The 26495-nt window shown below is 61.9% G+C and carries 33 protein-coding genes; 12 read left to right on the top strand and 21 right to left on the bottom strand.

The genetic code is table 11. The annotated features are described in order from the left end of the window. The first annotated feature begins 382 nt into the window (after positions 1-382). Entirely contained in the window at positions 383-1390 is a 1008-nt protein-coding gene (gene yejK, locus BLX42_RS07155; RefSeq protein ID WP_012316056.1) for a nucleoid-associated protein YejK, read from the top strand. On the opposite strand, the gene BLX42_RS07150 is transcribed toward yejK, so the two are convergent. The 14 genes from BLX42_RS07150 to BLX42_RS07085 all read right to left on the bottom strand — a co-directional run bounded on the left by BLX42_RS07150 (position 1391) and on the right by BLX42_RS07085 (position 12273). Continuing rightward, complete coding sequence (locus BLX42_RS07150) at positions 1391-1678, bottom strand: GIY-YIG nuclease family protein (RefSeq protein ID WP_256671930.1); 288 nt, start codon at positions 1676-1678, stop codon at positions 1391-1393. It lies immediately after the preceding gene. A 36-nt stretch (positions 1679-1714) separates the two neighbouring features. Then, entirely contained in the window at positions 1715-2185 is a 471-nt protein-coding gene (locus BLX42_RS07145; protein WP_046784437.1) for a nuclear transport factor 2 family protein, read from the bottom strand. A gap of 102 nt (positions 2186-2287) precedes the next feature. Beyond that, on the bottom strand, positions 2288-3568 hold the full coding sequence (locus tag BLX42_RS07140; protein ID WP_161871451.1) for an MFS transporter: 1281 nt from the start codon (positions 3566-3568) through the stop codon (positions 2288-2290). 13 nt (positions 3569-3581) lie between these two features. After that, positions 3582-4232, bottom strand: coding sequence for a FadR/GntR family transcriptional regulator (locus BLX42_RS07135; RefSeq protein ID WP_161871450.1), 651 nt, complete (start codon positions 4230-4232; stop codon positions 3582-3584). Positions 4233-4344: 112 nt separating this feature from the next. After that, the gene (hisC, locus tag BLX42_RS07130; protein ID WP_039601749.1) at positions 4345-5391 is read right to left on the bottom strand and encodes a histidinol-phosphate transaminase; all 1047 of its coding nucleotides are present in this window, start codon (positions 5389-5391) and stop codon (positions 4345-4347) included. Between the two features lie 2 nt (positions 5392-5393). Further along, positions 5394-6719, bottom strand: coding sequence for a histidinol dehydrogenase (gene hisD / locus BLX42_RS07125; protein ID WP_046784441.1), 1326 nt, complete (start codon positions 6717-6719; stop codon positions 5394-5396). A gap of 126 nt (positions 6720-6845) precedes the next feature. After that, positions 6846-7481, bottom strand: coding sequence for an ATP phosphoribosyltransferase (gene hisG, locus BLX42_RS07120; RefSeq protein ID WP_115273946.1), 636 nt, complete (start codon positions 7479-7481; stop codon positions 6846-6848). Between the two features lie 91 nt (positions 7482-7572). Continuing rightward, positions 7573-8838, bottom strand: a complete 1266-nt coding sequence (gene murA, locus BLX42_RS07115; protein WP_012316064.1) for a UDP-N-acetylglucosamine 1-carboxyvinyltransferase — start codon at positions 8836-8838, stop codon at positions 7573-7575. Positions 8839-8861: 23 nt separating this feature from the next. Next, entirely contained in the window at positions 8862-9101 is a 240-nt protein-coding gene (locus BLX42_RS07110; RefSeq protein ID WP_003255121.1) for a BolA family protein, read from the bottom strand. A gap of 118 nt (positions 9102-9219) precedes the next feature. Then, a complete protein-coding gene (locus BLX42_RS07105; RefSeq protein WP_039601751.1) occupies positions 9220-9522 on the bottom strand; it encodes a lipid asymmetry maintenance protein MlaB in 303 nt (100 codons plus the stop codon). Then, the gene (locus BLX42_RS07100; protein WP_046784443.1) at positions 9519-10172 is read right to left on the bottom strand and encodes a phospholipid-binding protein MlaC; all 654 of its coding nucleotides are present in this window, start codon (positions 10170-10172) and stop codon (positions 9519-9521) included. The genes BLX42_RS07105 and BLX42_RS07100 overlap by 4 nt, the downstream gene beginning before the upstream one ends. Before the next feature lie 9 nt (positions 10173-10181). Next, positions 10182-10667, bottom strand: coding sequence for an outer membrane lipid asymmetry maintenance protein MlaD (gene mlaD / locus BLX42_RS07095; protein WP_012316067.1), 486 nt, complete (start codon positions 10665-10667; stop codon positions 10182-10184). Further along, complete coding sequence (gene mlaE / locus BLX42_RS07090; RefSeq protein WP_012316068.1) at positions 10667-11464, bottom strand: lipid asymmetry maintenance ABC transporter permease subunit MlaE; 798 nt, start codon at positions 11462-11464, stop codon at positions 10667-10669. The genes mlaD and mlaE overlap by 1 nt, the downstream gene beginning before the upstream one ends. After that, positions 11464-12273: an ATP-binding cassette domain-containing protein gene (locus tag BLX42_RS07085; protein WP_039601753.1), complete on the bottom strand. Its 810-nt coding sequence runs from the start codon at positions 12271-12273 to the stop codon at positions 11464-11466. The genes mlaE and BLX42_RS07085 overlap by 1 nt, the downstream gene beginning before the upstream one ends. 247 nt (positions 12274-12520) lie before the next feature. Here BLX42_RS07085 and BLX42_RS07080 point away from each other — a divergent pair, with 247 nt between their 5' ends. The 10 genes from BLX42_RS07080 (at position 12521) to BLX42_RS07035 (ending at position 19534) form a co-directional block, all read left to right on the top strand. Continuing rightward, entirely contained in the window at positions 12521-13495 is a 975-nt protein-coding gene (locus BLX42_RS07080) for an SIS domain-containing protein (protein WP_046784444.1), read from the top strand. A gap of 15 nt (positions 13496-13510) precedes the next feature. Next, complete coding sequence (locus BLX42_RS07075) at positions 13511-14035, top strand: HAD family hydrolase (RefSeq protein WP_039604821.1); 525 nt, start codon at positions 13511-13513, stop codon at positions 14033-14035. 7 nt (positions 14036-14042) lie between these two features. Next, positions 14043-14615, top strand: coding sequence for an LPS export ABC transporter periplasmic protein LptC (gene lptC, locus BLX42_RS07070; RefSeq protein WP_039604820.1), 573 nt, complete (start codon positions 14043-14045; stop codon positions 14613-14615). Next, the gene (lptA, locus tag BLX42_RS07065; RefSeq protein WP_012316073.1) at positions 14602-15126 is read left to right on the top strand and encodes a lipopolysaccharide transport periplasmic protein LptA; all 525 of its coding nucleotides are present in this window, start codon (positions 14602-14604) and stop codon (positions 15124-15126) included. The genes lptC and lptA overlap by 14 nt, the downstream gene beginning before the upstream one ends. Beyond that, positions 15127-15852 (top strand): LPS export ABC transporter ATP-binding protein, encoded by a 726-nt coding sequence (lptB, locus tag BLX42_RS07060; protein WP_046784445.1) that lies wholly within the window; start codon positions 15127-15129, stop codon positions 15850-15852. 174 nt (positions 15853-16026) lie between these two features. Continuing rightward, the gene (locus BLX42_RS07055) at positions 16027-17520 is read left to right on the top strand and encodes an RNA polymerase factor sigma-54 (protein WP_039602457.1); all 1494 of its coding nucleotides are present in this window, start codon (positions 16027-16029) and stop codon (positions 17518-17520) included. A gap of 79 nt (positions 17521-17599) precedes the next feature. Then, positions 17600-17908: a ribosome hibernation-promoting factor, HPF/YfiA family gene (gene hpf / locus BLX42_RS07050; RefSeq protein ID WP_012316076.1), complete on the top strand. Its 309-nt coding sequence runs from the start codon at positions 17600-17602 to the stop codon at positions 17906-17908. An 11-nt stretch (positions 17909-17919) separates the two neighbouring features. Further along, complete coding sequence (gene ptsN / locus BLX42_RS07045; protein WP_039602459.1) at positions 17920-18384, top strand: PTS IIA-like nitrogen regulatory protein PtsN; 465 nt, start codon at positions 17920-17922, stop codon at positions 18382-18384. A gap of 2 nt (positions 18385-18386) precedes the next feature. Continuing rightward, the gene (rapZ, locus tag BLX42_RS07040; protein ID WP_012316078.1) at positions 18387-19241 is read left to right on the top strand and encodes an RNase adapter RapZ; all 855 of its coding nucleotides are present in this window, start codon (positions 18387-18389) and stop codon (positions 19239-19241) included. Between the two features lie 20 nt (positions 19242-19261). Beyond that, a complete protein-coding gene (locus BLX42_RS07035) occupies positions 19262-19534 on the top strand; it encodes an HPr family phosphocarrier protein (RefSeq protein ID WP_046784446.1) in 273 nt (90 codons plus the stop codon). Between the two features lie 43 nt (positions 19535-19577). Here the strand turns inward: BLX42_RS07035 and BLX42_RS07030 are convergent, their stop codons facing one another. The 6 genes from BLX42_RS07030 to pmbA all read right to left on the bottom strand — a co-directional run bounded on the left by BLX42_RS07030 (position 19578) and on the right by pmbA (position 24828). Then, entirely contained in the window at positions 19578-20471 is an 894-nt protein-coding gene (locus BLX42_RS07030; protein WP_161871449.1) for a ZIP family metal transporter, read from the bottom strand. A gap of 11 nt (positions 20472-20482) precedes the next feature. After that, on the bottom strand, positions 20483-21094 hold the full coding sequence (locus BLX42_RS07025) for a superoxide dismutase (RefSeq protein ID WP_046784447.1): 612 nt from the start codon (positions 21092-21094) through the stop codon (positions 20483-20485). A 1-nt stretch (position 21095) separates the two neighbouring features. Continuing rightward, the gene (locus BLX42_RS07020; RefSeq protein ID WP_046784448.1) at positions 21096-21557 is read right to left on the bottom strand and encodes a hypothetical protein; all 462 of its coding nucleotides are present in this window, start codon (positions 21555-21557) and stop codon (positions 21096-21098) included. 27 nt (positions 21558-21584) lie between these two features. Beyond that, a complete protein-coding gene (locus BLX42_RS07015) occupies positions 21585-22961 on the bottom strand; it encodes a lyase family protein (RefSeq protein WP_115273944.1) in 1377 nt (458 codons plus the stop codon). Then, positions 22954-23355 (bottom strand): FagA protein, encoded by a 402-nt coding sequence (locus tag BLX42_RS07010; RefSeq protein ID WP_080952054.1) that lies wholly within the window; start codon positions 23353-23355, stop codon positions 22954-22956. Before BLX42_RS07010 ends, BLX42_RS07015 begins: the two co-directional genes overlap by 8 nt. A gap of 126 nt (positions 23356-23481) precedes the next feature. Further along, positions 23482-24828 (bottom strand): metalloprotease PmbA, encoded by a 1347-nt coding sequence (gene pmbA, locus BLX42_RS07005; RefSeq protein WP_046784450.1) that lies wholly within the window; start codon positions 24826-24828, stop codon positions 23482-23484. 155 nt (positions 24829-24983) lie between these two features. Here pmbA and yjgA point away from each other — a divergent pair, with 155 nt between their 5' ends. Further along, positions 24984-25505, top strand: coding sequence for a ribosome biogenesis factor YjgA (yjgA, locus tag BLX42_RS07000; protein ID WP_012316086.1), 522 nt, complete (start codon positions 24984-24986; stop codon positions 25503-25505). Positions 25506-25546: 41 nt separating this feature from the next. Here yjgA and tldD read toward each other — a convergent pair. Then, a partial coding sequence (gene tldD, locus BLX42_RS06995; protein WP_161871448.1) for a metalloprotease TldD occupies positions 25547-26495 on the bottom strand: 949 nt, incomplete at its 5' end.

Here is a 26495-nt window from a genome sequence, read left to right as displayed (position 1 = left end):
TTCCCTATCAAATTCAGTGGTTATGCAGCGCTCTACGACGTTATCGGGCCAGCCCCTGAAGTTTGGAGGGCCGCGCCAATCGGGCATGTAGATGCGTAAATCGGCGTTTGGTTCGACACGGCGCAAGCGCGCTGCCAGCAATGCGCCACCCGAGGTGCGCAAGACCGCGCAAAGCTACCACAGGAATGGATAAATATCCGCTGCCCGCTTCAATTTAGTGCAGGTTTTTCGGGGGTTTTAGCCAAATTCGCAAAAAATTGAACAAAAAAACAACAACCGGCATTTCTGCCAACATCCGGCCACTGCATCACCTGTCGTCTGGGGTAAACTTGACGACTTTTGCAGCGCGGCGCCTGGCCGCCCACGACTGACCGAGAATTCCATGCCAATCCGTCATTGCATCGTTCACCTGATCGACAAGAAGCCCGATGGCAGCCCCGCCGTGCTCCACGCACGGGATACCGAGCTGGGTGCATCGGACGCTATCGAAAACCTGCTGGCCGACCTCAACGACAGCTACAACGCCAAGCAGGGCAAAGCCTGGGGCTTCTTCCACGGCGAATCCGGCGCCTACCCGCTGAGCGGCTGGCTCAAGCAGTACCTGGAACAGGAAAAGGACTTTGCCGCCTTCAGCCGCGTTGCCGTCGAGCATCTGCAAAAGCTGATGGAAGAATCCAACCTGTCCACCGGCGGCCACATCCTTTTCGCCCACTACCAGCAAGGCATGACCGACTACCTGGCCATCGCCCTGCTGCACCACAGCGAAGGCGTGGCGGTGAACGCCGAGCTGGATGTGACACCCTCGCGTCACCTGGACCTCGGCCAGCTGCACCTGGCGGCACGCATCAATCTGTCGGAGTGGAAGAACAACCAGAACTCCAAACAGTACATCTCGTTCATCAAGGGCAAGAATGGCAAGAAGGTTTCGGATTACTTCCGCGACTTCATCGGCTGCCAGGAAGGCGTCGACGGCCCAGGCGAAACCCGCACCCTGCTCAAAGCCTTCAGCGACTTCGTCGAAAGCGAGGACCTGCCAGAAGAAGCCGCACGCGAAAAGACCCAGACCCTGGTCGACTACGCCACCACCCAGACCAAACTGGGCGAGCCGGTAACCTTGGAAGAGCTGTCCAGCCTGATCGACGAAGACCGCCCCAAGGCCTTCTACGACCACATCCGCAACAAGGACTACGGCCTGTCGCCAGAGATCCCGGCGGACAAACGCACCCTCAACCAGTTCCGCCGCTTCACCGGGCGCGCCGAAGGCCTGTCGATCAGCTTCGAAGCGCACCTGCTGGGGGACAAGGTGGAATATGACGAGGTGGCGGGCACACTGATCATCAAAGGCCTGCCGACGCAACTGGTAGACCAGCTCAAGCGTCGCAAGGACTGATCAACCGCTGATATAGGAGGCGACCAAAGCCTCCTTCGCGGCCTTGCGCAACTTCTTCACCAGGCGCTCCTGGCGCAATGCCTCGCCCTTGTCCGGCCATTGCTCGACGTAGACCAGCGCCTGCGCCGGGCTGGTCTTGAAATAACGCGCCCCCTGCCCTTTCTGATGCGCCACGAAACGCCGCTGCGGATCATCACTGATGCCGCAGTACAGCGAACCATTGGCAGCCCTCACCAGGTAGACATACCAAGGTTTGCAGATGGGGTTCTCGGATACGTCGCTCACGATGCTTGTGCCTGGCTGCAAAGCCGACAGCTTAACCGCTCAGTTCGCCTGCTGGAACGCACGCAGCCCTTTGAACGCCTGCTGGCGCACCTTGTTCTGCAGCATGGGCGACCACCCCAGCAACACACCGGGTGCACCCAGCGCCTGACGCGACCAGCGCCACAGGTCGAAGCTGTCGTCATGCTGGCAGATCAACCCGTCGCGGATGACGAAGCGCGCCTGGATATCGTTGACCACGGTACGGCCGGTCTGGCTGAACAGGTAGGTCGCCACCCAATGTGCACAGGCGCTGCGCTCGTCTGCGCGGACCTGGTCGAACGTCAGCGAGAAGTCCTTGGCGCGGGTGGTGAGCATACGCCACATGTCACCGGCATCACGGCCGCGCAGGGTACCGAAAACCGGGTCACTGAAGACGATGTCATCGCTGTAGCAAGCCACCATCGCTTCGGCGTCCAGCCGCTGGAAAGCTTGATAGAAGCGGGTGATCAGGTCACGGTTGGCGTCGCTCATGGGCAGGCCCGTCCTGGGAATGGAAAGCTGCACGATAATCCGTGGGCACAGGCAATGCCATGCCCATTTACAACATGAATGCCGGCTGGCTCTATGCAGGCTTCAGAGCCTTTCGCTACTGACTTTGACATGCAGCGCCCGCCCTGCCCCGAGGCCGAACACGATGGCCCCCACACCCAGTACGGCAAAGATCCAGCCCACTGCGGCCCAGCCGCCCGTCATGTCATGTACCAAGCCCACCGCAAAGGGGCCCATGGAGGCAAGGGTGTAACCCACGCCCTGGGCCATGCTCGACAGGTTGGCCGCCACGTGGGCGTCTTTCGAACGCAGCACGATCAACGTCAGCGCCAAGGCAAAAGTACCGCCCTGCCCCAGGCCCAGCAGCACCGCCCAGCCCCACAGGCCAGACAGCGGCGCATACAGGCAGCCAAACAGGCCGGCCAGGGTAATGAGCATGACCAGCACGATTGCCAGCCGCTGGTCTTTGCCCCGCGTGGCCAGCCAGGGTGCACTCAGCGAGCTGACCAGTTGCACGATCACCGAACCGGAGAGCACCAGGCCCGCCTCGGTCGGGCTCAGACCACGGCCGATGAGGATGGACGGCAACCAGCCGAAAACGATATACGCCAGCGACGACTGCAACCCCATGTACAAAGTCACTTGCCAGGCCAGTGGATCGCGCCACAGCCCTCTCACTCGGTAAGCCACCTTGTGCAGGCCATGCCCCTGGCGCGCCTGGGGCAACCAGACCAGCATGGCCAGTAATGCAGGGATCATCCAGAAACCCAGGCCCAAGGCCCAACTGCCGTGCAAATGCTCGGTCAGCGGTACGGTGGCGCCTGCCGCCATGGCTGCGCCCAGGCAAAGGGCCATGGTGTAGACCCCCGTCAAGGTGCCGGCATGCTTGGGAAAATCACGTTTGACGATGCCAGGCAACAGCACACCGATGATGCCAATGCTGGCACCGGCCATGATGCTGCCAAGAAATACCCCGGTCGCCCCCCAAGCACTGCGCAGAACGATGCCCAGCGCCAGCGTCAGCAAGATGCCGACGATTACCCGCTCGCTGCCCCAGCGCCGCGCAAGCAGCGGTGCAAGCGGCGCGAACAGCCCAAGGCAGAGCACTGGCAAGGTGGTCAGCAGCCCCGCCTGAGAGGCACTAAGGCCAAGGCTTTCACTGACCAGGCCAAGTACCGGGGCCATGCTCGACAGCGCCGGGCGCAGGTTCAGGGCGACCAGTACCAGGCCCAACAGCAGCAACCAGGGCCGCTGCAGCACCACAGGCTGGCCCTGCACGTGCGCATCATCGGCTTCGGCATCGATCAGCAGTTCATCCAGCTCGCGCTCGCGGGCAGGTGTGTCACGGGTCATTGGTTCAGCCATGGCCTTCTCGTGGTCAGGATTCGATGAGGGTCCGGCTCAGGCACTTGGCCCGCTCCGGATCGCGTTGTTCGATGGCGTCGAGGATCTGGCCATGCAGATCGAAAGTGGCCTGGCAGCGCGGGACAGTGGCCATGTTGTGCTGCAACGCGGCAGCCACGACACCCGAGAAATAGCGGTACAACTCGCTCAGCGCCGGGTTGTGCGCAGCGTCGATCAGGCGTTGGTGGAACGCCAGGTCGCAACTGATATAAGCATCCACATCACCATGAAAATGTTCGGCGCTGCCTTTTAGCGCGATGCGCAGGGCACGCAAGTCGTCATCGGTACGCCGCAGTGCTGCCAGGCCTATCGCCTCGGTTTCGAGGATGTGCCGCGTTTCCCTCGCCTGCTCCAGCGTGCAGCGGGACATTGCCTGCACCGCCTGCAGTGGGTCCTGGCAAGTACGCAGGTAACTGCCGTCGCCCTGGCGGATTTCCACCAGGCCGCTGAAGGCCAGCACACGCATGGCCTCACGCACGGTATTGCGGCTGATGCCCAACTCCAAAGCCAGCTCCGGCTCGGTGGGCAGGCGCTGCCCTACCCGCCAGTCACCTTGGAGGATGCGCTCACGCATGCGCTCCACCGCGAGCTCTACCAAGGATCGCTTGGTCAATTCACTGCCCATGCCTAATCAACCAATCATCCGACGAATTTGCGTATGTTAAGCCAGCGTGGGGGGCAGATCAAATCACCGCGCCGGCCAAACCAGTGGGGCCGCTATGCGGCCCCACTGGATATCAGCTCAGCGCATCAATCAGCGCCTGGTTCATTTCTGGCGTACCGATGGTGATACGCAGGAACTGGGCAATCCGCTGTTGCTTGAAGTGGCGCACAATCACACCTTGCTCACGCAGACGTGCCGCCAGCTGCGCCGCATCCTCCTGCGGGTGGCGGGCGAAGATGAAGTTGGCCGCCGATGGCAGCACCTCGAAACCCTTGGCAGTCAACTGCTCCACCAGTGCCTCACGGCTGTCGATCACCTTGCGGCAGGTGTCTTCGAAGTACGCCTGGTCTTCGAATGCCGCAGCGGCACCGACGATCGCCATGCGGTCCAGTGGATACGAGTTGAAGCTGTTCTTGATCCGCTCCAGCGCCTCGATGAGGTCCGGGTGCCCTACCGCCAGGCCAACCCGCAGGCCCGCCAGCGAGCGCGACTTCGACAGGGTCTGGGTTACCAGCAGGTTGTCGTAGCGGTTCACCAGGCTGATAGCCGTCTGGCCACCAAAGTCGATATAGGCTTCATCGACCACCACCACCGAGTCGCGGTTGGCCTGCAACAACTGCTCGATTGCCTGCAGCGGCAACAAGCAACCGGTCGGCGCATTCGGGTTGGGGAAGATGATCCCGGCGTTAGGCTTCTGGTAGTCCTCGACACGGATCTGGAACTGTTCATCCAGCGCCACAGGCTCGAACGGTATGCCATACAGGCCGCAGTAGACCGGGTAGAAGCTGTAGCTGATGTCCGGGAACAACAGCGGGCCGCCGTGCTGGAACAGGCCGTGGAAAATGTGCGCCAGCACCTCGTCCGAGCCGTTGCCTACGAACACCTGCCCAGTGGTTACACCGTAATACTCGGCTACCGCCTGCTTGAGCCGGTCACCATTGGGGTCCGGGTACAGCCGCAGGTTGTCGTTCAGCTCGCCGCGCATGGCCTCCAGCGCCTTGGGCGACGGGCCATAGGGGTTTTCGTTGGTATTGAGCTTGACCAACCGGGCCAGCTTGGGCTGCTCCCCGGGGACATAAGGCACCAGGTCCTTGACGAAGGGGCTCCAGAATCGACTCATGCTCAGTTCCCCTTGTCTTGGGTCAGGATACGGTATTCGGCGCTGCGGGCGTGGGCGGTCAGCGACTCGCCACGGGCCAGGACCGAGGCAGTGTGGCCCAGCTCGGATGCACCCTGCTCGGAGCAGAAGATGATCGACGAACGCTTCTGGAAGTCATAAACACCCAGTGGCGACGAGAAACGCGCGGTACCGGAAGTCGGCAGCACATGGTTGGGGCCGGCGCAGTAGTCGCCGAGCGCTTCGCTGGTGTGACGGCCCATGAAGATCGCGCCCGCGTGACGGATCTGCCCCAGCCAGGCCTGCGGATCGGCGACCGACAGCTCCAGGTGTTCGGGGGCAATGCGATTGGCCACCTCGATGGCTTGCTGCATGTCGCGCACCTGGATCAACGCGCCACGGCCATTGATCGATTTCTCGATGATCTCGGCGCGCTCCATGGTTGGCATCAGCTTGTCGATGCTGGCAGCCACACGGTCGAGGAATTCGGCATCCGGGCTGACCAGAATGGCCTGGGCATCTTCGTCGTGCTCGGCCTGCGAGAACAGGTCCATGGCGATCCAGTCGGGGTCCGTCTGGCCGTCGCACACCACGAGGATTTCCGAAGGGCCGGCAATCATGTCGATACCGACCTGGCCAAACACGTGGCGCTTGGCGGTGGCCACGTAGATGTTGCCTGGGCCGACGATCTTGTCTACCTGTGGCACGCTCTCGGTGCCATATGCCAGGGCCGCGACCGCTTGGGCACCACCGACGGTGAACACGCGGTCGACACCTGCGATGCAGGCTGCAGCCAGGACCAGCTCGTTGACTTCACCGCGCGGCGTAGGCACCACCATGACCACTTCAGCCACGCCCGCGACTTTGGCCGGGATGGCGTTCATCAGTACCGACGACGGATAGGACGCTTTTCCGCCAGGTACATACAAGCCGGCGCGATCGAGCGGGGTAACCTTCTGCCCCAATACGGTACCGTCGGCCTCGGTGTACTGCCAGGAGTCCTGCTTTTGCCGCTCGTGGTAGATACGCACGCGCTCGGCGGCCTTCTCCAGGGCGGTACGCTGGGCGTCGGTGATGCGGGTCAGGGCCAGTTCCAGACGTTCACGCCCAAGGATCAGGTCGTTGATGGACGTAGCGCTTACACCATCGAAACGCTGGGTGAATTCCACCAGCGCCGCATCGCCGCGCTCGCGCACGGCCTTGATGATGTCGAGCACGCGCTGGTTGACCGCGTCATCGGACACACTTTCCCAGCTCAGCAGATGATCCAGATGTCGGGCGAAATCCGGATCAGCGGCGTTGAGACGGGCAATTGCAGTGGACACGGTCATGGCGAGGGCCTCGATTATTAGCGAATGCTCAGGCGCCCTAGGCTACCAGTCCATCCGCGCGGGCACCCGAGAAAAGTGGCTATGACGCGGATAGACGGGCGCGACAGCAGAGGTCGCGCGTTCGAGTCAGCCGCGGTGTCGCGTTTCGACAGCGTGACGCAGGGTGTCGATCAGGCTCTGGATGCGGGCATGCTGCATCTTCATGGATGCCTTGTTGACCACCAGGCGCGAGCTGATCGTGGCGATCAGGTCCTGAGGCTCCAGGCCATTGGCGCGCAGGGTATTGCCGGTGTCGACCACGTCGATGATCTTGTCGGCGAGGTTGATCAGCGGCGCCAGCTCCATCGAACCGTACAGTTTGATGATGTCGACCTGGCGGCCTTGCTCGGCATAGTAGCGCTTGGCTACGTTGACGAACTTGGTGGCAACCCGCAGGCGGCCCTTGGGCTCGGGAGCACCGACCACGCCTGCGGTCATCAGCTTGCAGCGGGCGATCTGCAGGTCCAGCGGCTCATACAAGCCCTGGCCACCGTACTCCATCAGCACGTCCTTGCCCGCCACACCGAGGTCGGCGGCACCATGCTCGACATAGGTCGGCACGTCGGTGGCGCGCACGATCAGCAGACGCACGTCTTCCTGGGTGGTTGGAATGATCAGCTTGCGGCTCTTGTCCGGATTCTCGGTCGGCACGATACCGGCCTCGGCCAGCAATGGCAGGGTATCGTCGAGGATGCGGCCTTTGGAAAGCGCGATGGTCAACATTGGAACGTCGGTCCTTAAGCGGCTACAACCGACCCGGTCATCGACCCGGCCGTGTTCAATTCAATGGGCGCATCCTTGCGCCGACGAGGCACTAGCCCGGTACGCGACGGATCTTCGCACCCAGCATCTGCAGTTTCTCTTCGATGCACTCGTAACCACGGTCGATGTGGTAGATGCGGTCGATCAAGGTATCGCCTTCGGCGACCAGCGCCGACAGCACCAGGCTGGCGGAAGCACGCAGGTCAGTGGCCATGACCGGTGCACCCTTGAGTGCCGGCACGCCCGTGACGATGGCGGTGTTGCCCTCGACCTGGATATGCGCGCCCATGCGGTGCATTTCGTACACGTGCATGAAGCGGTTCTCGAAGATCGTCTCGATGACCGCGCCGGTGCCTTCGGCAATGGCGTTGAGCGAGATGAACTGTGCCTGCATGTCGGTCGGGAACGCCGGGTACGGGGCGGTACGCAGGTTGACGGCTTTTGGCCGCTTGCCATGCATGTTCAGCTCGATCCAGTCCTCGCCGGTGGTCAGGTCGGCACCCGCTTCCTTGAGTTTTTCCAGCACGGCTTCAAGGATGGTCGGGTCGGTGTCCTTGACCTTGACGCGGCCACCGGTCACGGCAGCGGCAACCAGGTATGTACCGGTCTCGATACGGTCGGGCATGACGCGGTAGCTGGCCGAGTGCAAACGCTCGACGCCATCGATGGTGATGGTGTCGGTACCCGCGCCTTGCACGTTGCCGCCCATGGCATTGATGAAGTTGGCCAGGTCGACCACTTCCGGCTCGCGTGCGGCGTTTTGCAGCACGCTGCGGCCCTTGGCCAGGGCAGCAGCCATCATGATGTTTTCGGTACCGGTCACGCTGACGGTATCGAAGAAGAAGTGCGCACCGCGCAGGCCGCCTTCAGGTGCCTTGGCCTTGATATAGCCGCCTTCGACTTCGATCTTTGCACCCATGGCTTCCAGGCCGCGGATGTGCAGGTCGACCGGGCGCGAACCGATGGCGCAGCCGCCTGGCAGGGCCACTTCAGCCTCGCCGAAACGGGCAACCATCGGGCCAAGCACCAGGATCGAGGCGCGCATGGTCTTGACCAGCTCGTAAGGTGCGACCAGGGTCTTGATGGTGCGTGGGTCGATTTCCACCGCCAGCTTTTCGTCGATCACAGGCTCGATGCCCATGCGGCCGAACAGCTCGATCATGGTGGTGATGTCGTGCAGGTGTGGCAGGTTGCCCACGGTGACCGGGCCGTCAGCCAGCAGGGTCGCTGCCAGAATCGGCAGGGCCGCGTTCTTCGCGCCCGAAATGCGGATCTCGCCGTCAAGGCGAGCGCCGCCAGTAATAATCAGTTTGTCCATTGGAGTCTCGCCGCCAAGTTGGCTCAGGTGCGCTCAGCCCAGGCTGCGCTGCTGAAAAATTTCATGGTTACCGCATGGATGCTACCGTTGGCGATCCAGGGATTAAGGTGAGCATAGATCGCCTGCTGACGCTTGACCGGGCTCAGGCCAGCCAACTCGTCGCTGATCACGTTCAACTGGAAGTTGCAGCCTTCGCCTTCAACTTCGACCCGGGATCCCGGCAATTTTTCTTCAAGGAAGCTCTTAACTTCTACAGCCTGCATGCTCAACCTCAATCGGCGCCCGATGCGCACGGGTCGGCCATCATACAAAAAAGCCCCTCGCCTGCGAAGCCCACCGAGGGCGTGCGCTGACCGAGGGGCCTCCATCAGTGGCAAGCCATCAGCCCGCCAGCACTTCATCGAGGTCATAGACCTCGGCAATTTCCCGCATGTCGTCGGGCATCCCGCGGACCTCGCAGGCCTTGCCGCCGGCCTGGCCATCGCGGATGAACGCCAGCAGCAGCGACAGCCCGACACTGGAAGACTTCTCCACCGCCGTGCAATCGATTATCAGGCGTGGCTCGCGGGAAGCTTCGACCAGCGCCTTGCCTTGCTTGCGCAAGGCCGGGCCGCTGCGGTAGTCCAGCACACCGACCAGGCGCAACACGCCCGGCTCGGCCATGTTCACGCCGCCCTCGCTCATTGCACAGCCTTGTCAGACGAAGTGTCGGCAGTCTGCTTGGCCTTGGCCACTTCGCCGGCCCAGCCGTCGATGGTCTTGTCCAGATTGTTGCCGTTACGCTGCATGGCGTCGGCGAACTGGTCGCGGAACAGCTTGCCGATGTTGATACCGTTGACGATGACGTTGCGTACCTTCCACTCGCCACCCAGGTTTTCCATGGTGTACTGCACCGGGTAGACGGCACCGTTATTGCCAGTCACCTTCATGCCGACGCTGGCGCGCTTGCCGTCATCGGCTTTGGCCGGGTCGACGGTAATGCCTTGGTTGTTGTATTCCAGCAGGGCGTTGCCATAGAACTGCATCAGGCTGCGCTTGAAGTTTTCCTGGAAGCGCTGCATCTGCTCAGGCGTGGCCTTGCGCGAGTACTTCACGGTCATGATGCTTTTCGAAATACCGTCGGCATCGACCACCGGACCAAGGATGCGGTTGAGCGCCTCGTAGAAGGCCTGCGGGTTGGACTTGTACTGCTCCTTGTTGGACTTGAGGTCACCCAGCAATTCATTGGTCGTGCCCTGCACCACATCGTGCGGAGACTGCCCGGGCGCTGCGAATGTCAGCAGGGGAAAGGCCGCCAGCAGGACCAGCAGGCCACGTCGCAGGATCGAAATCATGGAAACTCCTTAATTAGCCGGTTGTGCTTCTTTCGGTTCCTTGCCCACGGTATTGAGCAGGAACTTGCCAATCAGATCTTCCAGTACCAGCGCCGACTGGGTGTCATGGATGGTTGCGCCTTCCTTGAGCACCTCTTCCTCACCGCCGACACTGATGCCGATGTACTTCTCGCCAAGCAGACCGGCGGTCAGGATCGAAGCAGTGGAGTCCGTCGGCAGGTTGTCGACTTTGCCGTCCAGCTGCAGGGTCACCCGGCCGGTGTAGGAATCACGGTCCAGATCGATGGCGGTGACCTTGCCGATCGTCACACCGGCCATGGTCACTTTAGCTCTGACCGTCAAACCGGCGATATTGTCGAAGTAGGCATAAACTTTATAGGTATCGCTGCTCGGGCTGGCCGATAGCCCGCTGACACGCAGGGCCAGCAGCAGCAACGCCAGGATCCCGGCCAGAAGGAACAGGCCGACACCGATTTCCAGGGTGCGGTTTTGCATCAGAAATCTCCAAACATCAAGGCGGTCAGAATAAAGTCCAGACCCAGTACAGCCAACGAGGCATAAACCACGGTCTTGGTGGTGGCACGGCTGATCCCTTCTGAGGTGGGCTCGCAGTCATACCCTTGGAATACGGCGATCCAGGTCGTGACGAAGGCGAACACAAGGCTCTTGACCAGCCCGTTGAGCACGTCGTCGGTAAAGGAAACACTGTTCTGCATGTTGGCCCAGAACGAGCCTTCGTAGACGCCCAGCCAGTCCACAGCGACCCACGAGCCACCCCAGATGCCGACCACGCTGAAGATCAGCGCCAGCAGCGGCAACGAAATGAAACCGGCCCACAGGCGTGGCGCAACGATGTACTTGAGCGGGTCGACACCGATCATCTCGAGGCTCGACAGTTGCTCGGTGGACTTCATGTTGCCGATTTCGGCGGTCAGCGCCGAACCTGCCCGGCCCGCGAACAGCAGTGCGGTAACCACTGGGCCCAGCTCGCGCAGCAGGGTCAGGGCGACCATCTGCCCCACCGCCTGCTCGGAGCCGTACTTGGTCAGGATGCTGTAACCCTGCAGTGCCAGCACCATGCCGATGAACACACCGGACACCGCGACGATCGCCAGCGACAGCACGCCCACCGAATACAGCTGCTTGGTCAGCAGCTGAAAACCGCCGCCGATGCCGCCACGGCCGACCAGTGCATGGAACAGGAACAGGCAGGAACGCCCGAGCACGGCCAGCACGTCGATCGCCGAGCGACCAAACAGGCGGATACGTTCAAGCAAGGATTTTCTGCGCATCAACGCGCCCCCAACAGATCGGCGCGGTAGTCAGGCGCAGGGAAGTGGAATGGCACCGGGCCGTCCGGATCGCCCTTCATGAACTGGCGAATACGCGGATTGTCCGAGCCCATCAGCTCATCGGGCGTGCCCTGGCCCAGCACCTGGCCGTCACCCACTACGTAGATGTAGTCGGCGATGCTGGCGGTTTCGGCCAGATCGTGGGATACCACGATGCTGGTGATACCCAGCGCGTCATTGAGCAGCCGGATCAGGCGTACCAGTACACCCATGGCGATCGGATCCTGGCCGACGAACGGCTCGTCATACATGAGGATCTGCGGATCCAGCGCAATCGCCCGGGCCAGCGCCACGCGCCGTTTCATGCCTCCGGACAGTTCGTCGGGCATCAGGTCGATGGCACCACGCAAGCCCACGGCCTGCAGCTTCATCAACACGATGTCGCGGATCATCTCGTCCGACAGCTGGGTGTGCACGCGCAGCGGGAAGGCAACGTTCTCGAACACATCGAGGTCGGTGAACAGGGCACCGCTCTGGAACAGTACTCCCATCTGCTTGCGCGCATCGAACAGGTCGCTGCGCGACAGGCTCGGCAGGTTCTGCCCGGCAACCCATACTTCACCAATGGACGGACGCAACTGCGCGCCCATCAGGCGCAACAGCGTGGTCTTGCCGCAACCCGACGGCCCCATGATGCCGGTGACCTTGCCACGCGGAATGCGTATGTCGACATTGCTGAAAATGCTGCGCGAACCGCGCTTGAAGGTGACGCCCTTCAACTCGACCGCGTAGGCGCTATCCACACTCATCTAGACTCCTTGCTAGTACAGCCATGTCCTAATGGACGCCGGCCCTCATCTTGAAGACACACGCGCCCCTGGCGGGCCGAATAGCGGCGAACTATAGCACCGCTGACAGGGTGGCCCCAAGGCCATGGAGCGAGTCGTTCAGGCCAGCGACAGGCTTCGATGTCTTTTCATTGCACAATCGAAAGGGTGAGGCTTTCTTCCATTGCGGCTATAATCGCCGCCTTTTCATCAGGCATTGCTTTTCGACATGAGCCAATCCAGTGAGCTGATCCAGTCCGCCCAGCGCACCCTGCGCCTGGAAATCGAGGCCGTACAAGGTTTGACGGCCAGCATCGATGCCAACTTCGTCAAGGCCTGCGAGCTGATCCTGGCGAGCAAGGGCCGCGTCGTGGTGGTCGGCATGGGCAAGTCTGGGCATATCGGCAACAAGATCGCCGCAACCCTGGCCAGCACCGGCACGCCGGCGTTTTTCGTGCATCCGGCTGAAGCCAGCCATGGCGACATGGGCATGATCACCCGTGGCGATATCATCCTGGCCCTGTCCAATTCCGGCAGCACCGCCGAAATCGTCACCTTGCTGCCGCTGATCAAGCGCCTTGGCATCGAGCTCATCAGCATGACCGGCAACCCCGACTCCCCGCTGGCCCAGGCCGCCGAGGTCAACCTCGATGCCCGTGTCGCCCATGAGGCTTGCCCACTGAACCTGGCGCCCACCTCATCGACCACGGCAGCACTGGTGCTGGGCGACGCCCTGGCCATTGCCCTGCTCGAAGCGCGCGGCTTTACCGCAGAAGACTTCGCCTTCTCGCACCCCGGTGGCGCACTGGGCCGCCGCCTGCTGCTCAAGGTCGAGAACGTCATGCACGCTGGCACCGAACTGCCCCAGGTACAACGTGGCACACTGCTCAAGGACGCCCTCCTTGAAATGTCCCGCAAAGGCCTGGGCATGACCGTGGTCGCCGAAGCGAACGGCACGCTGGCCGGGATCTTCACCGACGGTGACCTGCGCCGCAGCCTGGACCGCAACATCGACGTGCACACTACCCTGATCGACCAGGTCATGACCGTGCACGGCAAGACAGCCCGCGCCGAGATGCTCGCCGCCGAAGCACTGAAGATCATGGAAGACCACAAGATCAGCGCCCTGGTGGTGGTGGACAAGGACGACCGCCCGGTCGGTGCCCTGAACATGCACGACCTGCTGCGCGCAGGCGTGATGTAAATGAGAACGACGCAAATGACCCAGAACCTGATGCAGCGCGGCAAGGCCATCAAGCTTGCCGTGTTCGATGTGGACGGTGTGCTCACCGATGGCCGCCTGTACTTCCTCGAAGATGGCAGCGAATTCAAGACGTTCAACACCCTCGACGGCCAAGGCATCAAGATGCTGATGGCTTCGGGCGTGACCACGGCAATCATCAGCGGGCGCAAAACCCCGGTGGTCGAGCGTCGCGCAAAAAACCTCGGCATCCCGCATCTGTTTCAGGGCCGCGAGGACAAACTGGTGGTGCTCGACGGCCTGCTCGCCGAACTGGGCCTAAGCTATGAGCAGGTCGCCTATCTGGGCGACGACCTGCCCGACCTGCCGGTCATTCGCAAGGTCGGCCTGGGTATCGCCGTGGCCAATGCAGCGCCCTTCGTTCGCCAGCATGCCGACGGCGTGACCCAGGCACGCGGCGGCGAGGGTGCCGCTCGCGAATTCTGTGAGCTAATCATGCAGGCCCAGGGCACCCTGGACGCTGCCAACGCCAACTACCTGTAGGTTGCCCATGTTCAGCAAGAAAGCCCGCAATATTGCGCTGCTCGCGGTGATCGCCGCCCTGCTGGCGGCAATAGGCTACTGGAATGTCAGCCCCGAGAGTTTCCTCGACAAGCCGGTAGCGCAGGTCGACGAAAGCGCGATCGACTATTATGCGATCAACGCCCACAGCGTACAGTTCTTGCCCGATGGCAAGCTGCAGTATGAAATGACCGCCGACAAGGTCGAACACCTCAAGGCCACCGAGGTCACACTGGTGACCACGCCCGACCTGCATATGTACCGCGGCACCGAATACCCCTGGCACATACAGAGCGTGCGCGCCGAGGTCAACCCGGACGGCACCGAGGTCGAACTGATCGACAAGGTGCGCGTGGCCCGCACCGATGAGAAGCAGCGTGAGACCATCATTACCAGCTCACGCATGACCGTGTTCCCGCAGAAGCAATATGCGCAGACCGAGCAAGCCGTTAGAATCGACGGCGCCGGTGGCACAACTACGGGCAAAGGAATGAAAGCGTATTTGAAAGAAGGCAGGATGGACCTGCTCTCTAACGTAAGAGGACAGTATGAGGCTCGTTAAAACCCTCCCCCTTTTGCTCAGCCTGAGCGCAGCACTGGGAAGCGCGAGCGCCTTCGCCCTGCCGACCGACCGTGACCAGCCTATCCGCATCCAGGCCGACAACGCGCACCTGGACGACAAGCAAGGCGTAGCCACCTACACCGGTGACGTGATCATCACTCAGGGCTCGATGATGATCAAAGGCAATACCGTGACCATGACCCGCGCCGCCAACGGTGACATCGACGTGGTCACTTCGGTGGGCAACCTGGCCTATTTCGAGCAGCAGCAGAGCGCCGCCAAGCCTGACAAGATGAAAGGCTGGGCCGTGACCATCCAGTATCAGGCGCAAAAGGACACCGTGATTCTCACCGACCGCGCCAAGGTCGAAAACGAAGGCAACACCACCGAAGGCGAGAAGATCGTCTACAACACCAAGTCCCAGGTTGCGACCGCCGGTCGCGGCGGCAACGTGACCCAGCCACGTCAGCGCATCGACATGGTGATCCAGCCGAAGAAGAAGGCCGAGTAAATGGCAACCCTCAAAGCCCAGCACCTGGCCAAGAGCTACAAAGGGCGTCAAGTCGTGCGTGACGTCAGCCTGTCGATCGACAGCGGTCAGATCGTCGGCCTGCTAGGCCCCAACGGCGCAGGCAAGACGACCTGCTTCTACATGATCGTCGGCCTGGTCCAGGCCGACCAGGGGCGCGTGCTCATCGACAACCTCGATGTCAGCCATCAGCCCATGCACGGGCGCGCACGCGCCGGCATCGGCTACCTGCCGCAGGAAGCTTCGATCTTCCGCAAGCTGTCGGTGGCCGACAACATCATGGCCATCCTCGAGACCCGCAAGGAGCTCGACCGTGAGGGCCGCCGCAAGGAGCTGGAAAGCCTGCTGCAGGAGTTCCACATCAGCCACATCCGCGACAACCTCGGCATGAGCCTTTCCGGCGGCGAGCGTCGCCGTGTCGAGATCGCACGCGCCCTGGCAACCGCCCCCAAGTTCATCCTGCTGGACGAACCCTTCGCTGGCGTCGACCCCATTTCGGTCGGTGACATCAAGCAGATCATCCACCACCTCAAGGCCAAGGGCATCGGCGTACTGATCACCGACCACAACGTGCGCGAGACCCTGGATATCTGCGAAACCGCCTATATCGTCAATGACGGGCAACTGATCGCCGAGGGCGATGCGCAGACCATCCTGGCCAACGAACTTGTCAAGGAAGTTTACCTGGGTCACGAGTTCCGACTCTGATTCAGGGGCGCGCCTGGAGCACTGGTTTTACAGCCTTGAATGGGCTTAAGTTGTTACAGTGCTCTAGGCAAACGCTACAATTTAAGGCATAAAACTTGCTTGAAATTGGCGCTCCGGCGCCCTCGTGTAGTGGATGGCGCATGCGCGCCGGCGAACAAGGTATTAGCCCCTGCCATGAAACCATCGCTCGTCCTAAAAATGGGCCAGCAACTGACGATGACCCCGCAGTTGCAACAGGCCATCCGCCTACTCCAGCTCTCTACCCTGGACCTTCAGCAGGAAATCCAGGAAGCGCTGGAGTCCAATCCGATGCTCGAACGTCAGGAAGACGGCGAAGACTTCGACAACAGCGACCCGATGGCGGATAACGCCGAGAGCAAGCCGGCCGCCGAAGTCCAGGACAACAGCTTTCAGGAAAGCACCGCCAGTGCCGAGACCCTGGAAGACGGTGAGTGGAACGAGCGCATCCCCAATGAGCTTCCGGTCGACACGGCCTGGGAAGACATCTACCAGACCAGCGCCAGCAGCCTGCCGAGCAACGATGACGACGAGTGGGACTTCACCACCCGCACATCAGCCGGCGAAAGCCTGCAAAGCCACCTGCTGTGGCAACTGAACCTGGCACCGATGTCCGATACCGACCGCCTGATCGCAGTCACCCTTATCGACAGCATCAACGGCCAAGGTTATCTGGAAGACACGATCGAAGAGATCTGCGCCGGTTTCGATCCGGAGCTGGATATCGAACTGGACGAAGTCGAAGCGGTGCTGCACCGTATCCAGCAGTTCGAGCCTGCAGGCGTCGGCGCACGCAACCTGGGCGAGTGCCTGTTGCTGCAACTGCGCCAACTTCCGGCCAGCACACCATGGATGGCCGAGGCCAAGCGCCTGGTCACCGAGTTCATCGACCTGCTCGGCGGGCGCGACTACAGCCAGCTGATGCGCCGCATGAAGCTCAAGGAAGACGAGCTGCGCCAGGTCATCGAGCTGGTTCAGAGCCTCAACCCGCGCCCGGGATCGCAAATCGAGTCCAGTGAGCCGGAATACGTGGTGCCCGATGTCATCGTGCGCAAGGACAGCGATCGCTGGCTGGTCGAACTGAACCAGGAAGCGATCCCGCGTCTGCGGGTCAACCCGCAATATGCCGGCTTCGTCCGCCGGGCCGACACCAGCGCCGACAACACCTTCATGCGCAACCAGTTGCAGGAAGCACGCTGGTTCATCAAGAGCCTGCAAAGCCGCAACGAAACGCTGATGAAAGTCGCCACACAGATCGTCGAGCATCAGCGCGGTTTCCTGGACCACGGCGACGAGGCAATGAAACCCCTGGTACTGCATGACATCGCCGAAGCCGTGGGCATGCACGAGTCGACCATCTCGCGGGTGACCACGCAGAAATTCATGCACACGCCACGCGGCATCTACGAACTGAAATACTTTTTCTCAAGCCACGTCAGCACCTCCGAGGGCGGAGAATGCTCGTCCACGGCAATCCGCGCGATCATCAAGAAACTGGTTGCGGCGGAAAATCAGAAAAAGCCATTGAGTGACAGCAAGATCGCTGGTTTACTGGAGGCACAAGGCATCCAGGTAGCCCGTCGCACCGTCGCCAAATACCGCGAGTCTCTCGGCATCGCACCGTCGAGCGAACGCAAGCGACTGATGTAGCCCCTCGGATCTGCCACAGCGTTTGTGGGGCAGGTGCAAGACCTGCCTCTTTATGCACGGGCAACAAAGGAGAAGCTGTATGCAAGTCAATATCAGTGGACAGCATGTAGAAGTCACCGAGCCGCTGCGCGATTACGTGCTTGAAAAGCTCGCCCGGGTGGAGAGTCACTTCGACAAGATCACCAACGTGCAGGTCATCATGAAAGTCGAGAAGCTGCAGCAGAAGGTCGAAGCGATCCTGCAGATTCCAGGCGGTGAAGTGGTTGCCAACGCCGAACACGAAGACATGTATGCAGCGATCGATGCCTTGGCCGACAAGCTCGACCGCCAACTGAAAAAACACAAGGAAAAACAGCAAAGCCTGCTGCAAGGTGCAGCCGCCCGCTGATCCCCTCATCCATGATCCGACTTGAAACCATCCTGACCCCCGGCCGTTCCCTGGTGAACGTGCCGGGTGGCAGTAAGAAGCGCGCCTTGGAAAAGGTCGCTAATCTGATTGCCGATCAAATACCCGAGCTGGAGATGCAAGACGTCTTCGAAAAGCTGATCGCTCGTGAAAAGCTCGGTTCCACAGGCTTCGGCAATGGCATCGCCATACCTCACTGCCGGCTCGAAGGCTGCACCTCTCCCGTCAGTGCCCTGCTGCACCTGGATGCTCCGATCGACTATGACGCCATCGATGGCGCGCCAGTCGACCTGCTGTTCATCCTTCTGGTGCCGGAGGCTGCCACCGACGCCCATCTGGAACTGCTGCGCCAGATCGCCAGCATGCTGGATCGCAAGGAAGTTCGCGAGCGCCTGCGTGCCGCCAACAGCAGCGAGGCCCTGTACCAGGTAGTCCTGGACGCACAGAACGAGCACTGAACATGCGCCTGATCATCGTCAGCGGCCGGTCCGGCTCCGGCAAGAGTACCGCCCTCGACGTGCTGGAAGACAACGGCTTTTACTGTATCGATAACCTGCCTGCCGGTTTACTGCCGCAGCTGGCGGAAAACGCGTTGATCCATACAGAGTTGCTGCAACCGAAAGTGGCAGTGTCCATTGATGCCCGCAACCTGCCCAGCCACCTGTCACGCTTCCCCGAACTGCTCGCCGAAGCGCGTGGCCGCCATATCCAGTGCGATGTGCTGTTTCTCGACGCCGACGAGGACACGCTGCTCAAGCGTTTCTCCGAAACGCGCCGGCGTCATCCGCTGACAAATGCAGATCGCTCACTGGCCGAAGCGATCCGCGTGGAAAGCGAACTGTTGGGGCCAATCTCCGACCTCGCCGACCTGAAGATCGACACTACCAGCCTCAACCTTTACCAACTGCGCGACTCGATCAAGTTGCGCCTGCTCAATCAGCCTGAGCCCGGCACCGCATTCCTGGTCGAATCGTTCGGCTTCAAGCGTGGCATGCCGGTCGATGCAGACCTGGTTTTCGATGTACGCTGCCTGCCCAACCCGTACTGGAAGCCCGAACTGCGTGAGCATTCTGGCCTGGATCAGCCGGTTATCGATTACCTTGCCGCGCAGCCGGATGTCGAAGAGATGTTTACCGATATCTCGACCTACCTGCTCAAATGGCTGCCCCGCTTTGCCGCCAGCAACCGCGCCTACGTCACCATCGCCATTGGCTGCACAGGTGGCCACCACCGCTCGGTGTACATCACCGAGCGCCTCGGCCAGCTGCTGCAACAGTCCTTGAAAAACGTCCAGGTCCGCCACCGCGACCTCTAGCCCACAGGATCCGCACCACGATGCCCGCCCGCGAAATCACCATCATCAACAAGTTGGGCCTGCATGCCCGGGCGGCCGCCAAGTTCGTCGGCGTAGCCGGGCGCTTCCCCTGCCAGGTGCGGGTGGGCCGCGCACCCGACAAGCTGGTGGACGGCAAGAGCATCATGGCCGTGATGATGTTGGCGGCAGGCAAAGGCACCCAGGTGCACCTGCACACCGAGGGTGAGCAGGACAACGATGCGCTGGAAGCGCTGGTAGCGTTGATCAACAACTACTTCGACGAAGGCGAATAAGCCACCCCAAATCCAGGCTGGCCTCATCGCCGGCAATGCCAATTCAAGACATCGCCGTATCCATCACCATCATCAGGCAAAAACCCACGCACAGCCCGAGGCTGGCCAAACGGTGATGCCCATTGCTGCGCGATTCGGGGATGATTTCCTGGGTCACCACCAACAACATCGCCCCTGCCGCGCAGGCCAGGCCCAGCGGTAGCAGCAATTCGGCGACATTCACCAGCCAGGCACAGATCACCGCTGCCAGTGGCTCCACCAACCCCGACGCCGCACCGATCAGAAACGCCTTGAACCGCGGCATCCCCGCCCCTGCCAGCACCAGCGCAATGACCAACCCTTCGGGTACATCCTGCAAGGCGATACCCATGGCCAGGCTGTCAGCGTCGGCCATGCCACCGCCCGCCGACACGCCGATAGCCATGCCTTCGGGAATGTTGTGGGCGATGATGGCGATCACGAACAGCCAGATGCGCGCTGCGATCACAGGCTGATTTTCGCTGCCCACCAAAGCTTCTGGCGAGGCGCCAGAGACCTTTAAATCGACCACGAACAGACACATCGCACCGAACAGCAGGCCAAAACTGATCAGCGCACCCGCGCCCCAAGGGCCGAATCCGATGGACTGAGCGGCATCCAGCCCAGGGATGATCAGCGAGAACGCGGTGGCCGCCAGCATCACACCGGCACCGAAACCCAATAAGGTATCGGCCAGGGCCACCGGCATGTTGCGAATCACCAGCACCGGTACCGCGCCCAGCGCTGTTCCAAGCGCGCACAATGCGCCGCCCTCAAGGGCACGCAGCATGCGCGGTTCCAGGTCCAGCCAGGCAATGCCCCGGGCCACCAGCAGGGCTGTGCCAACCAAGAGCAGCAAAGTACCCAGCGCCAGCCGGAACAGGCGCACACTACTGACCGACATCACCTCTGAGCGCATACCGGTCCGACTCACTGGCTGGCTTCGAGATAACGACGTTCCACTTCGGCCCAGTCAATTACGTTGTAGAAAGCCCCAATGTATTCCGGGCGACGGTTCTGGTACTTCAAGTAGTAGGCGTGCTCCCACACATCCAGGCCGAGGATCGGTGTGTTGCCATGCATCAGTGGGCTGTCTTGGTTGCCGCTGCTTTCCACCACGAGTTTCTGCTCAGGGGTCACGCTGAGCCAGGCCCAGCCGCTGCCGAAGCGGGTCAGCGCAGCTTTGGTGAAAGCTTCCTTGAACGCCTCGAAACCACCCAGTTCAGCCTCGATGGCCTTGGCCACCAGGCCCTGTGGCTGGCCCCCGCCTGTGGGCGACATGACCTTCCAGAACAGCGAATGGTTGGCGTGACCACCCCCATGGTTGGTCACCGCGCCTCGCAGGTTCTCCGGCAACTGCTTGACCGCAGCAACCAGCTTTTCAACCGGCCATTCAGCCCACTCGGTACCTTCGACCGCGGCGTTGAGGCCGTTGACGTAGGTCTGGTGGTGCTTGGTGTGGTGGATTTCCATGGTCTGGGTATCGATGTTCGGTTCCAGCGCATCGTAGGCATAGGGCAATGCAGGCAAGGTATGAGGCATATCAATGGATTCCGTAAGCTTGGGTTGTGGGCGGCAGGTCCGGCTGGGCAGCCAGTTCACTGGCCAAGGGCGCCTGGCGATCGAGCAGACGCTCGGTGCGCGGATACTGGCCGTACTCGGCAATGAAGCTCAGCAATTGGGTGTAAGTGCGCCCGCTGTGGCGCAGCGCGGCATCACGCAGCGCCTGCGGCAAACGCGCTTGCTGGCTGGCCTGGAGCAGGCGCTGGTGAGCGGCGCACAGGTAGTCGGCGCTCTCCTGCGGCTGGTTCAGGCGCAGGTGCAGGTCGGCCAGGTTGTGATGGGCGACGACGAACGCCGCCACCGCTTCGTCGACGTCATGCCAGCGCTCCAATAGCACCTGGGCCAGAGCCAGGGCTTGCAGGTAGAGTTCCCGGGCATCGACCAGCTCGCCCTGTTCGAACAGGCGATTGGCGGCCTCGGTGGTGCGTTTCCAGTGCTGCATGACACGTCTCCTGGGCGATGACGCGGGTCAGATGCCCCCAGCGGTGAGTTTTTCCGGGTCCAGCAGCGCCTCGAGCTGATCGCGCGACAGGTCGGTATGCTCCAGCGCCACGTCGATGATCGGCCGGCCCTGCTTGTAGGCGGTCTTGGCGATCTCGGCGGCCTTGAGATAGCCGATGATCGGGTTCAGCGCGGTGACCAGGATCGGGTTGCGCGCCAGGGCTTCCTTGAGCTTGTTCTCGTTGACCTTGAAGCTGGCGATGGCCTTGTCGGCCAGCAGGCGGCTGGCATTGGCCATCAGCTCGATACTCTCCAGCAGGTTGCGGGCAATCACCGGCAGCATCACGTTGAGCTCGAAGTTGCCCGACTGGCCGGCAACGGCGATGGTCGCGTCGTTGCCGATCACCTGGGCGGCAACCATGGCGGTGGCTTCCGGGATCACCGGGTTGACCTTGCCCGGCATGATCGAGGAGCCAGGCTGCAGGCCTTGCAGTTCGATTTCACCGAGGCCGGCGAGCGGGCCGGAGTTCATCCAGCGCAGGTCGTTGGCGATTTTCATGAGTGCCACGGCTGTGGTCTTGAGCTGGCCGGACAGCGCCACGGCGGTGTCCTGGGAGCCGATCAGGGCGAACAGGTTCGGTCCTTGGGTGAACTCGACCTGGGTGAGGCCGCTCAGCTGACGGGCAAAGCCTGCGGCGAACTGCGGGTGGGCGTTGATCCCGGTGCCCACGGCAGTGCCACCCTGGGCCAGGGCCTGCAGGCTCGGCAGGGTCGCTTCGATATGCGCCTTGGCGCCGTTGATCTGTGCCGCCCAGCCATCCAGCACCTGGCTCATGCGCACCGGCATGGCATCCATCAGGTGGGTACGGCCAGTCTTCACGTACTGATGCACCTGCACCGATTTGGCTTCGATCACCTGAGCCAGGTGAGCCAGAGCGGGCAGCAACTGCTCATGCAGCGCCAGTGCGGCACTGACGTGGATGGTGGTCGGGATGATGTCGTTGCTGCTCTGGCCACAGTTGACGTGGTCGTTGGCATTGACCGGCTCACCGAGCAGGCGGCTGGCCAAGGTGGCGATCACCTCGTTGGCATTCATGTTCGAGCTGGTGCCGGAGCCAGTCTGGTACACGTCCACCGGGAAGTGCTGGATGAAGTCCTCGGCAAGCAGCTGCTCGACCGCCTTGACGATGGCTTGGCCCTGGGCGGCGGAAATTTGCTCAAGCTCGATGTTGGCCTTGGCTGCCGCAGCCTTGGCCAGCAGCAGGGCACGAATGAACTGGGCCGGCATACGCTGACCGCTGATCGGGAAATTGTCGACCGCGCGCTGGGTCTGGGCGCCGTACAGGGCCTGGGCCGGCACTTGCAGTTCACCCATGCTGTCACGCTCGATACGGGTATCACTCATCATCAAATCCTTGCATCAGTTCATCGGGGGAAATGGACGGCAGCAACCGGCAATTGGCCAGTTGCAGAGCGTAGGGTTGCCAGCGCTGGTTCTGTTCGCGGCGGTCCAGGTTGCGCAGTTCAAGCAGAGGGCGCCAGGCCTGGTCCAGGCACTGGCAACGCCAATGCCATGGCAGCATGCGATCGCAAGCGGTATCCAGCAGCAGGCGGAAGGAAGTCAGAGCCACCGTCCATGGCGAGGTATCCGTGCAGCACACCAGGTAGCGGCCTTCGGCAAGGTAGTGCTCGATCAGGCGCGGCTCGTCGGGTTCGAGCGCGCAGCGGATGCGCCGGCTGAGCCAGCGCCAGTTTTCCAGGTAGGGCAGTTCGCGCAGGACAGGTTTCATGAACATCATCACCAAAGCTTTGGGTAATGATATTCATTATTAAATGATAAACGTAATCACTTCAAGCGCGGATTGAGCAAATAAAAACCCGGCACAGTGGCCGGGCTTTTAGGTTTTGCTTAACGCTCAAGCAACTCAGCTACCTGCAACGGTCATCCGCTCGATCAACACCGAGCCGGTGTGAATATTGCTGCGGGTTTCAAGATCGCTGCCAATCGCGACAATCTGCTGGAACATGTCCTTCATGTTGCCGGCAATCGTCACTTCCTGCACCGCATGCTGGATCTCGCCATTCTCAACCCAGAAACCTGCGGCACCCCGCGAGTAGTCGCCCGTGACCATGTTCAGGCCATGGCCCATCAGCTCAGTCACCAGCAAACCGCGCCCCATGCGCCGGATCAGTGCCGCCTGATCTTCGATGCCATGGGTGACATACAGATTATGCACGCCACCGGAGTTGGCCGTGCTTGGCAAGCCGAGCTTGCGACCGGAATAGGTGCCCAGCAGGTAAGACACCAGCTCCCCTTTATCGACAAACGGCTTGGCATAAGTCGCCAAGCCATCACCGTCGAATGCCGCGCTGCCAAGGGCACGCGGAATATGCGGGCGCTCGTCCAGCGTCAGCCAGCTGGGGAACAGACGCTGGCCAATGGCACCATCGAGGAACGACGACTTGCGGTACAGGTTGCCACCAGAAATGGCCGACAGGAAGCTGCCGAACAGACCACCCGCCAGCTCGGCGGAGAACAGCACCGGCACTTCGCATGTCTTGACCGGGCGCGCACCGAGTCGGCTGGCTGCTCGCTGTGCCGCGCGCTGGCCAATGCTGCGCGGGTCGGCCAACAGGTGGCCCTGGCGGTTGACGTCATACCAGTAATCACGCTGCATCTGGCCTTCACCTTCAGCGATCATCACGCAGCTCAGGCTGTGCCGGGTCGATGCGTAGCCACCGATGAAGCCATGGCTGTTGCCATATACACGGCAGCCCTGGTGGGTATTGAGGGTGGTGCCATCGGCGTTGAGAATGCGCGGGTCAGCGTCGAACGCCGCAGCCTCGCAGGCCAGCGCCATCTCGATGGCTTTCTCGGGCTCCAGATCCCAGTCATGGTAAAGGTCCAGGTCAGGGATCTCGCGCGCCATCAGTGCCGCATCAGCCAGCCCCGAGCACTCGTCTTCGGAGGTGTGCCTGGCAATGGCCAGGGCGGCGGCAACGGTTTCGCGAATAGCCTCCGGCCCACTGGCCGAGGTGCTGGCCGAGCCCTTGCGCTGGCCGACATAGAGGGTGATGCCAAAGCCTTGGTCGCGGTTGAACTCTACCGTCTCGACCTCACGCTGGCGCACCGTGGTGGACAAGCCCTGCTCCAGCGATACCGCCACTTCGCAGGCGCTGGCACCCTGCCGGCTCGCCTCGGCGATGATCGCTTCGACCTGCTCCTGCAATGCTGGCAGGTCCTTGGGGCCTACGCTCTGGACTGCACTCATGGTTTTCTCCACTCAAATTCTGCGTTCGGCGAGGGTCATTCTACGACCGGGCCGGACAAGCGGCCCCCGGGTGGTTATCATGGCGGCAATTTCTATGCCTTGTACGAAAAGTGCCTGCGCGGCGACTTTTCATAAAACTTAAACGGACTGCCACCATGGTTGATTCATACGACGACGCCTTCGACGGCGAAAAAAGCAAAACCCAGATCAAGCGCGAGTTGCATGCGCTGGTCGAACTCGGCGAACGCCTGACCACGGTCAAGGCCGATACCCTGGCGCGCCTGCCGTTGACCGACGAGCTGCGCAAAGCCTTGGCCGAAGCCTGCAAGCACACCGCCCATGGCGCACGCAAACGGCATATGTCGTTCGTCGGCAAACTGATGCGCGACCAGGACCTGGACGCCATCCACGCGGTGCTCGAGCAGATCGACAGCTCCAGCCGCCAGTACAACGAACGCTTCCACAACCTGGAGCGCTGGCGGGACCGCCTTATCGACGGTAACGACGAGGACCTTGAACGCTTCGTCAACGAATACCCCGACACCGACCGTCAGCAACTGCGTTCGCTGATCCGTCACGCTCAGCACGAAAAGGCGCGGAACAAGCCGCCTGCCGCTGCGCGCAAGGTCTTCAAGTACATCCGCGACCTCGACGAACTTCAGCGCGGCCTGCGCTGAGCCCCGCCACCTGGGGCTGCCCTGCAGCCCCGGGGCATGCATCACGCGCCGGTACCACCGACGGTGATCGCGTCCAGCTTCAAGGTCGGCTGGCCAACCCCTACCGGCACCGATTGCCCATCCTTGCCGCACGTGCCCACACCGCTGTCCAACGCAAGATCGTTACCCACCATCGACACTCGGCTCATGGCCTCGGGCCCGTTGCCGATCAGCGTCGCGCCCTTGACCGGCGCGGTGATTTTCCCGTCTTCGATCAGATAGGCTTCGCTGGTGGAGAACACGAACTTGCCGCTGGTGATGTCCACCTGGCCACCGCCAAGGTTGGCGCAGTAGATGCCTTTCTTCACCGAGGCGATGATTTCCTGCGGGTCGCTTTCGCCGGCACGCATGTAGGTGTTGGTCATGCGTGGCATCGGCAGGTGGGCATAGGATTCCCGGCGGCCGTTACCGGTCACGGCCATCCCCATCAGGCGTGCATTGAGTTTGTCCTGCATGTAGCCCTTGAGCACGCCGTTCTCGATCAGCGTGGTGCATTCGGTCGGCGTACCTTCGTCGTCGACACTCAGCGAGCCTCGGCGGCCCTCGAGGGTGCCGTCGTCTACGATAGTGCACAGGCTCGAAGCCACCTTCTCGCCGATCCGGCCACTGAACGCCGAACTGCCCTTACGGTTGAAGTCGCCTTCCAGGCCGTGGCCGACCGCTTCATGCAACAGCACACCCGACCAACCAGAACCCAGCACCACCGGCAAGGTACCAGCTGGCGCAGGAATGGCCTCCAGGTTCACCAAGGCCTGGCGCAGCGCCTCACGGGCATAACCCATGACCCGTTCCTCGGTGAAGAAGCGGTAGTCGGTACGCCCGCCGCCGCCCTGCCCGCCCCGTTCGCGCCGACCATTTTGCTCGACGATGACACTGACGTTGAAGCGCACCAGCGGCCGCACGTCAGCGGCCAGGCTGCCGTCGGCCGCAGCAATCAGAATGCGCTCCCAA

The sequence above is a fragment of the Pseudomonas sp. SG-MS2 genome (assembly GCF_009933855.1).
Classification (GTDB): Bacteria; Pseudomonadota; Gammaproteobacteria; order Pseudomonadales; family Pseudomonadaceae; genus Aquipseudomonas; species Aquipseudomonas putida_E.
Note: the sequence above shows the minus strand (reverse complement) of the source record. Positions and strands in the feature narration are given on the sequence as shown.

Coding starts and splice junctions, on each gene's coding strand:
- BLX42_RS07055 (WP_039602457.1), top strand. CDS start 16,027: ATGAAACCATCGCTCGTCCTAAAAATGGGCCAGCAACTGACGATGACC.
- lptA (WP_012316073.1), top strand. CDS start 14,602: ATGAGGCTCGTTAAAACCCTCCCCCTTTTGCTCAGCCTGAGCGCAGCA.
- BLX42_RS07020 (WP_046784448.1), bottom strand. CDS start 21,557: ATGCAGCACTGGAAACGCACCACCGAGGCCGCCAATCGCCTGTTCGAA.
- BLX42_RS07025 (WP_046784447.1), bottom strand. CDS start 21,094: ATGCCTCATACCTTGCCTGCATTGCCCTATGCCTACGATGCGCTGGAA.
- ptsN (WP_039602459.1), top strand. CDS start 17,920: ATGATCCGACTTGAAACCATCCTGACCCCCGGCCGTTCCCTGGTGAAC.
- rapZ (WP_012316078.1), top strand. CDS start 18,387: ATGCGCCTGATCATCGTCAGCGGCCGGTCCGGCTCCGGCAAGAGTACC.
- yjgA (WP_012316086.1), top strand. CDS start 24,984: ATGGTTGATTCATACGACGACGCCTTCGACGGCGAAAAAAGCAAAACC.
- BLX42_RS07105 (WP_039601751.1), bottom strand. CDS start 9,522: ATGAGCGAGGGCGGCGTGAACATGGCCGAGCCGGGCGTGTTGCGCCTG.
- mlaE (WP_012316068.1), bottom strand. CDS start 11,464: ATGCGCAGAAAATCCTTGCTTGAACGTATCCGCCTGTTTGGTCGCTCG.
- yejK (WP_012316056.1), top strand. CDS start 383: ATGCCAATCCGTCATTGCATCGTTCACCTGATCGACAAGAAGCCCGAT.
- BLX42_RS07030 (WP_161871449.1), bottom strand. CDS start 20,471: ATGCGCTCAGAGGTGATGTCGGTCAGTAGTGTGCGCCTGTTCCGGCTG.
- BLX42_RS07010 (WP_080952054.1), bottom strand. CDS start 23,355: ATGATGTTCATGAAACCTGTCCTGCGCGAACTGCCCTACCTGGAAAAC.
- murA (WP_012316064.1), bottom strand. CDS start 8,838: ATGGACAAACTGATTATTACTGGCGGCGCTCGCCTTGACGGCGAGATC.
- BLX42_RS07100 (WP_046784443.1), bottom strand. CDS start 10,172: ATGATTTCGATCCTGCGACGTGGCCTGCTGGTCCTGCTGGCGGCCTTT.
- BLX42_RS07035 (WP_046784446.1), top strand. CDS start 19,262: ATGCCCGCCCGCGAAATCACCATCATCAACAAGTTGGGCCTGCATGCC.
- BLX42_RS07135 (WP_161871450.1), bottom strand. CDS start 4,232: ATGGGCAGTGAATTGACCAAGCGATCCTTGGTAGAGCTCGCGGTGGAG.
- BLX42_RS07080 (WP_046784444.1), top strand. CDS start 12,521: ATGAGCCAATCCAGTGAGCTGATCCAGTCCGCCCAGCGCACCCTGCGC.
- lptB (WP_046784445.1), top strand. CDS start 15,127: ATGGCAACCCTCAAAGCCCAGCACCTGGCCAAGAGCTACAAAGGGCGT.
- hisD (WP_046784441.1), bottom strand. CDS start 6,719: ATGACCGTGTCCACTGCAATTGCCCGTCTCAACGCCGCTGATCCGGAT.
- BLX42_RS07140 (WP_161871451.1), bottom strand. CDS start 3,568: ATGGCTGAACCAATGACCCGTGACACACCTGCCCGCGAGCGCGAGCTG.
- BLX42_RS07075 (WP_039604821.1), top strand. CDS start 13,511: ATGACCCAGAACCTGATGCAGCGCGGCAAGGCCATCAAGCTTGCCGTG.
- pmbA (WP_046784450.1), bottom strand. CDS start 24,828: ATGAGTGCAGTCCAGAGCGTAGGCCCCAAGGACCTGCCAGCATTGCAG.
- hisC (WP_039601749.1), bottom strand. CDS start 5,391: ATGAGTCGATTCTGGAGCCCCTTCGTCAAGGACCTGGTGCCTTATGTC.
- mlaD (WP_012316067.1), bottom strand. CDS start 10,667: ATGCAAAACCGCACCCTGGAAATCGGTGTCGGCCTGTTCCTTCTGGCC.
- lptC (WP_039604820.1), top strand. CDS start 14,043: ATGTTCAGCAAGAAAGCCCGCAATATTGCGCTGCTCGCGGTGATCGCC.
- hisG (WP_115273946.1), bottom strand. CDS start 7,481: ATGTTGACCATCGCGCTTTCCAAAGGCCGCATCCTCGACGATACCCTG.
- hpf (WP_012316076.1), top strand. CDS start 17,600: ATGCAAGTCAATATCAGTGGACAGCATGTAGAAGTCACCGAGCCGCTG.
- BLX42_RS07085 (WP_039601753.1), bottom strand. CDS start 12,273: ATGAGTGTGGATAGCGCCTACGCGGTCGAGTTGAAGGGCGTCACCTTC.
- BLX42_RS07145 (WP_046784437.1), bottom strand. CDS start 2,185: ATGAGCGACGCCAACCGTGACCTGATCACCCGCTTCTATCAAGCTTTC.
- BLX42_RS07110 (WP_003255121.1), bottom strand. CDS start 9,101: ATGCAGGCTGTAGAAGTTAAGAGCTTCCTTGAAGAAAAATTGCCGGGA.
- BLX42_RS07015 (WP_115273944.1), bottom strand. CDS start 22,961: ATGAGTGATACCCGTATCGAGCGTGACAGCATGGGTGAACTGCAAGTG.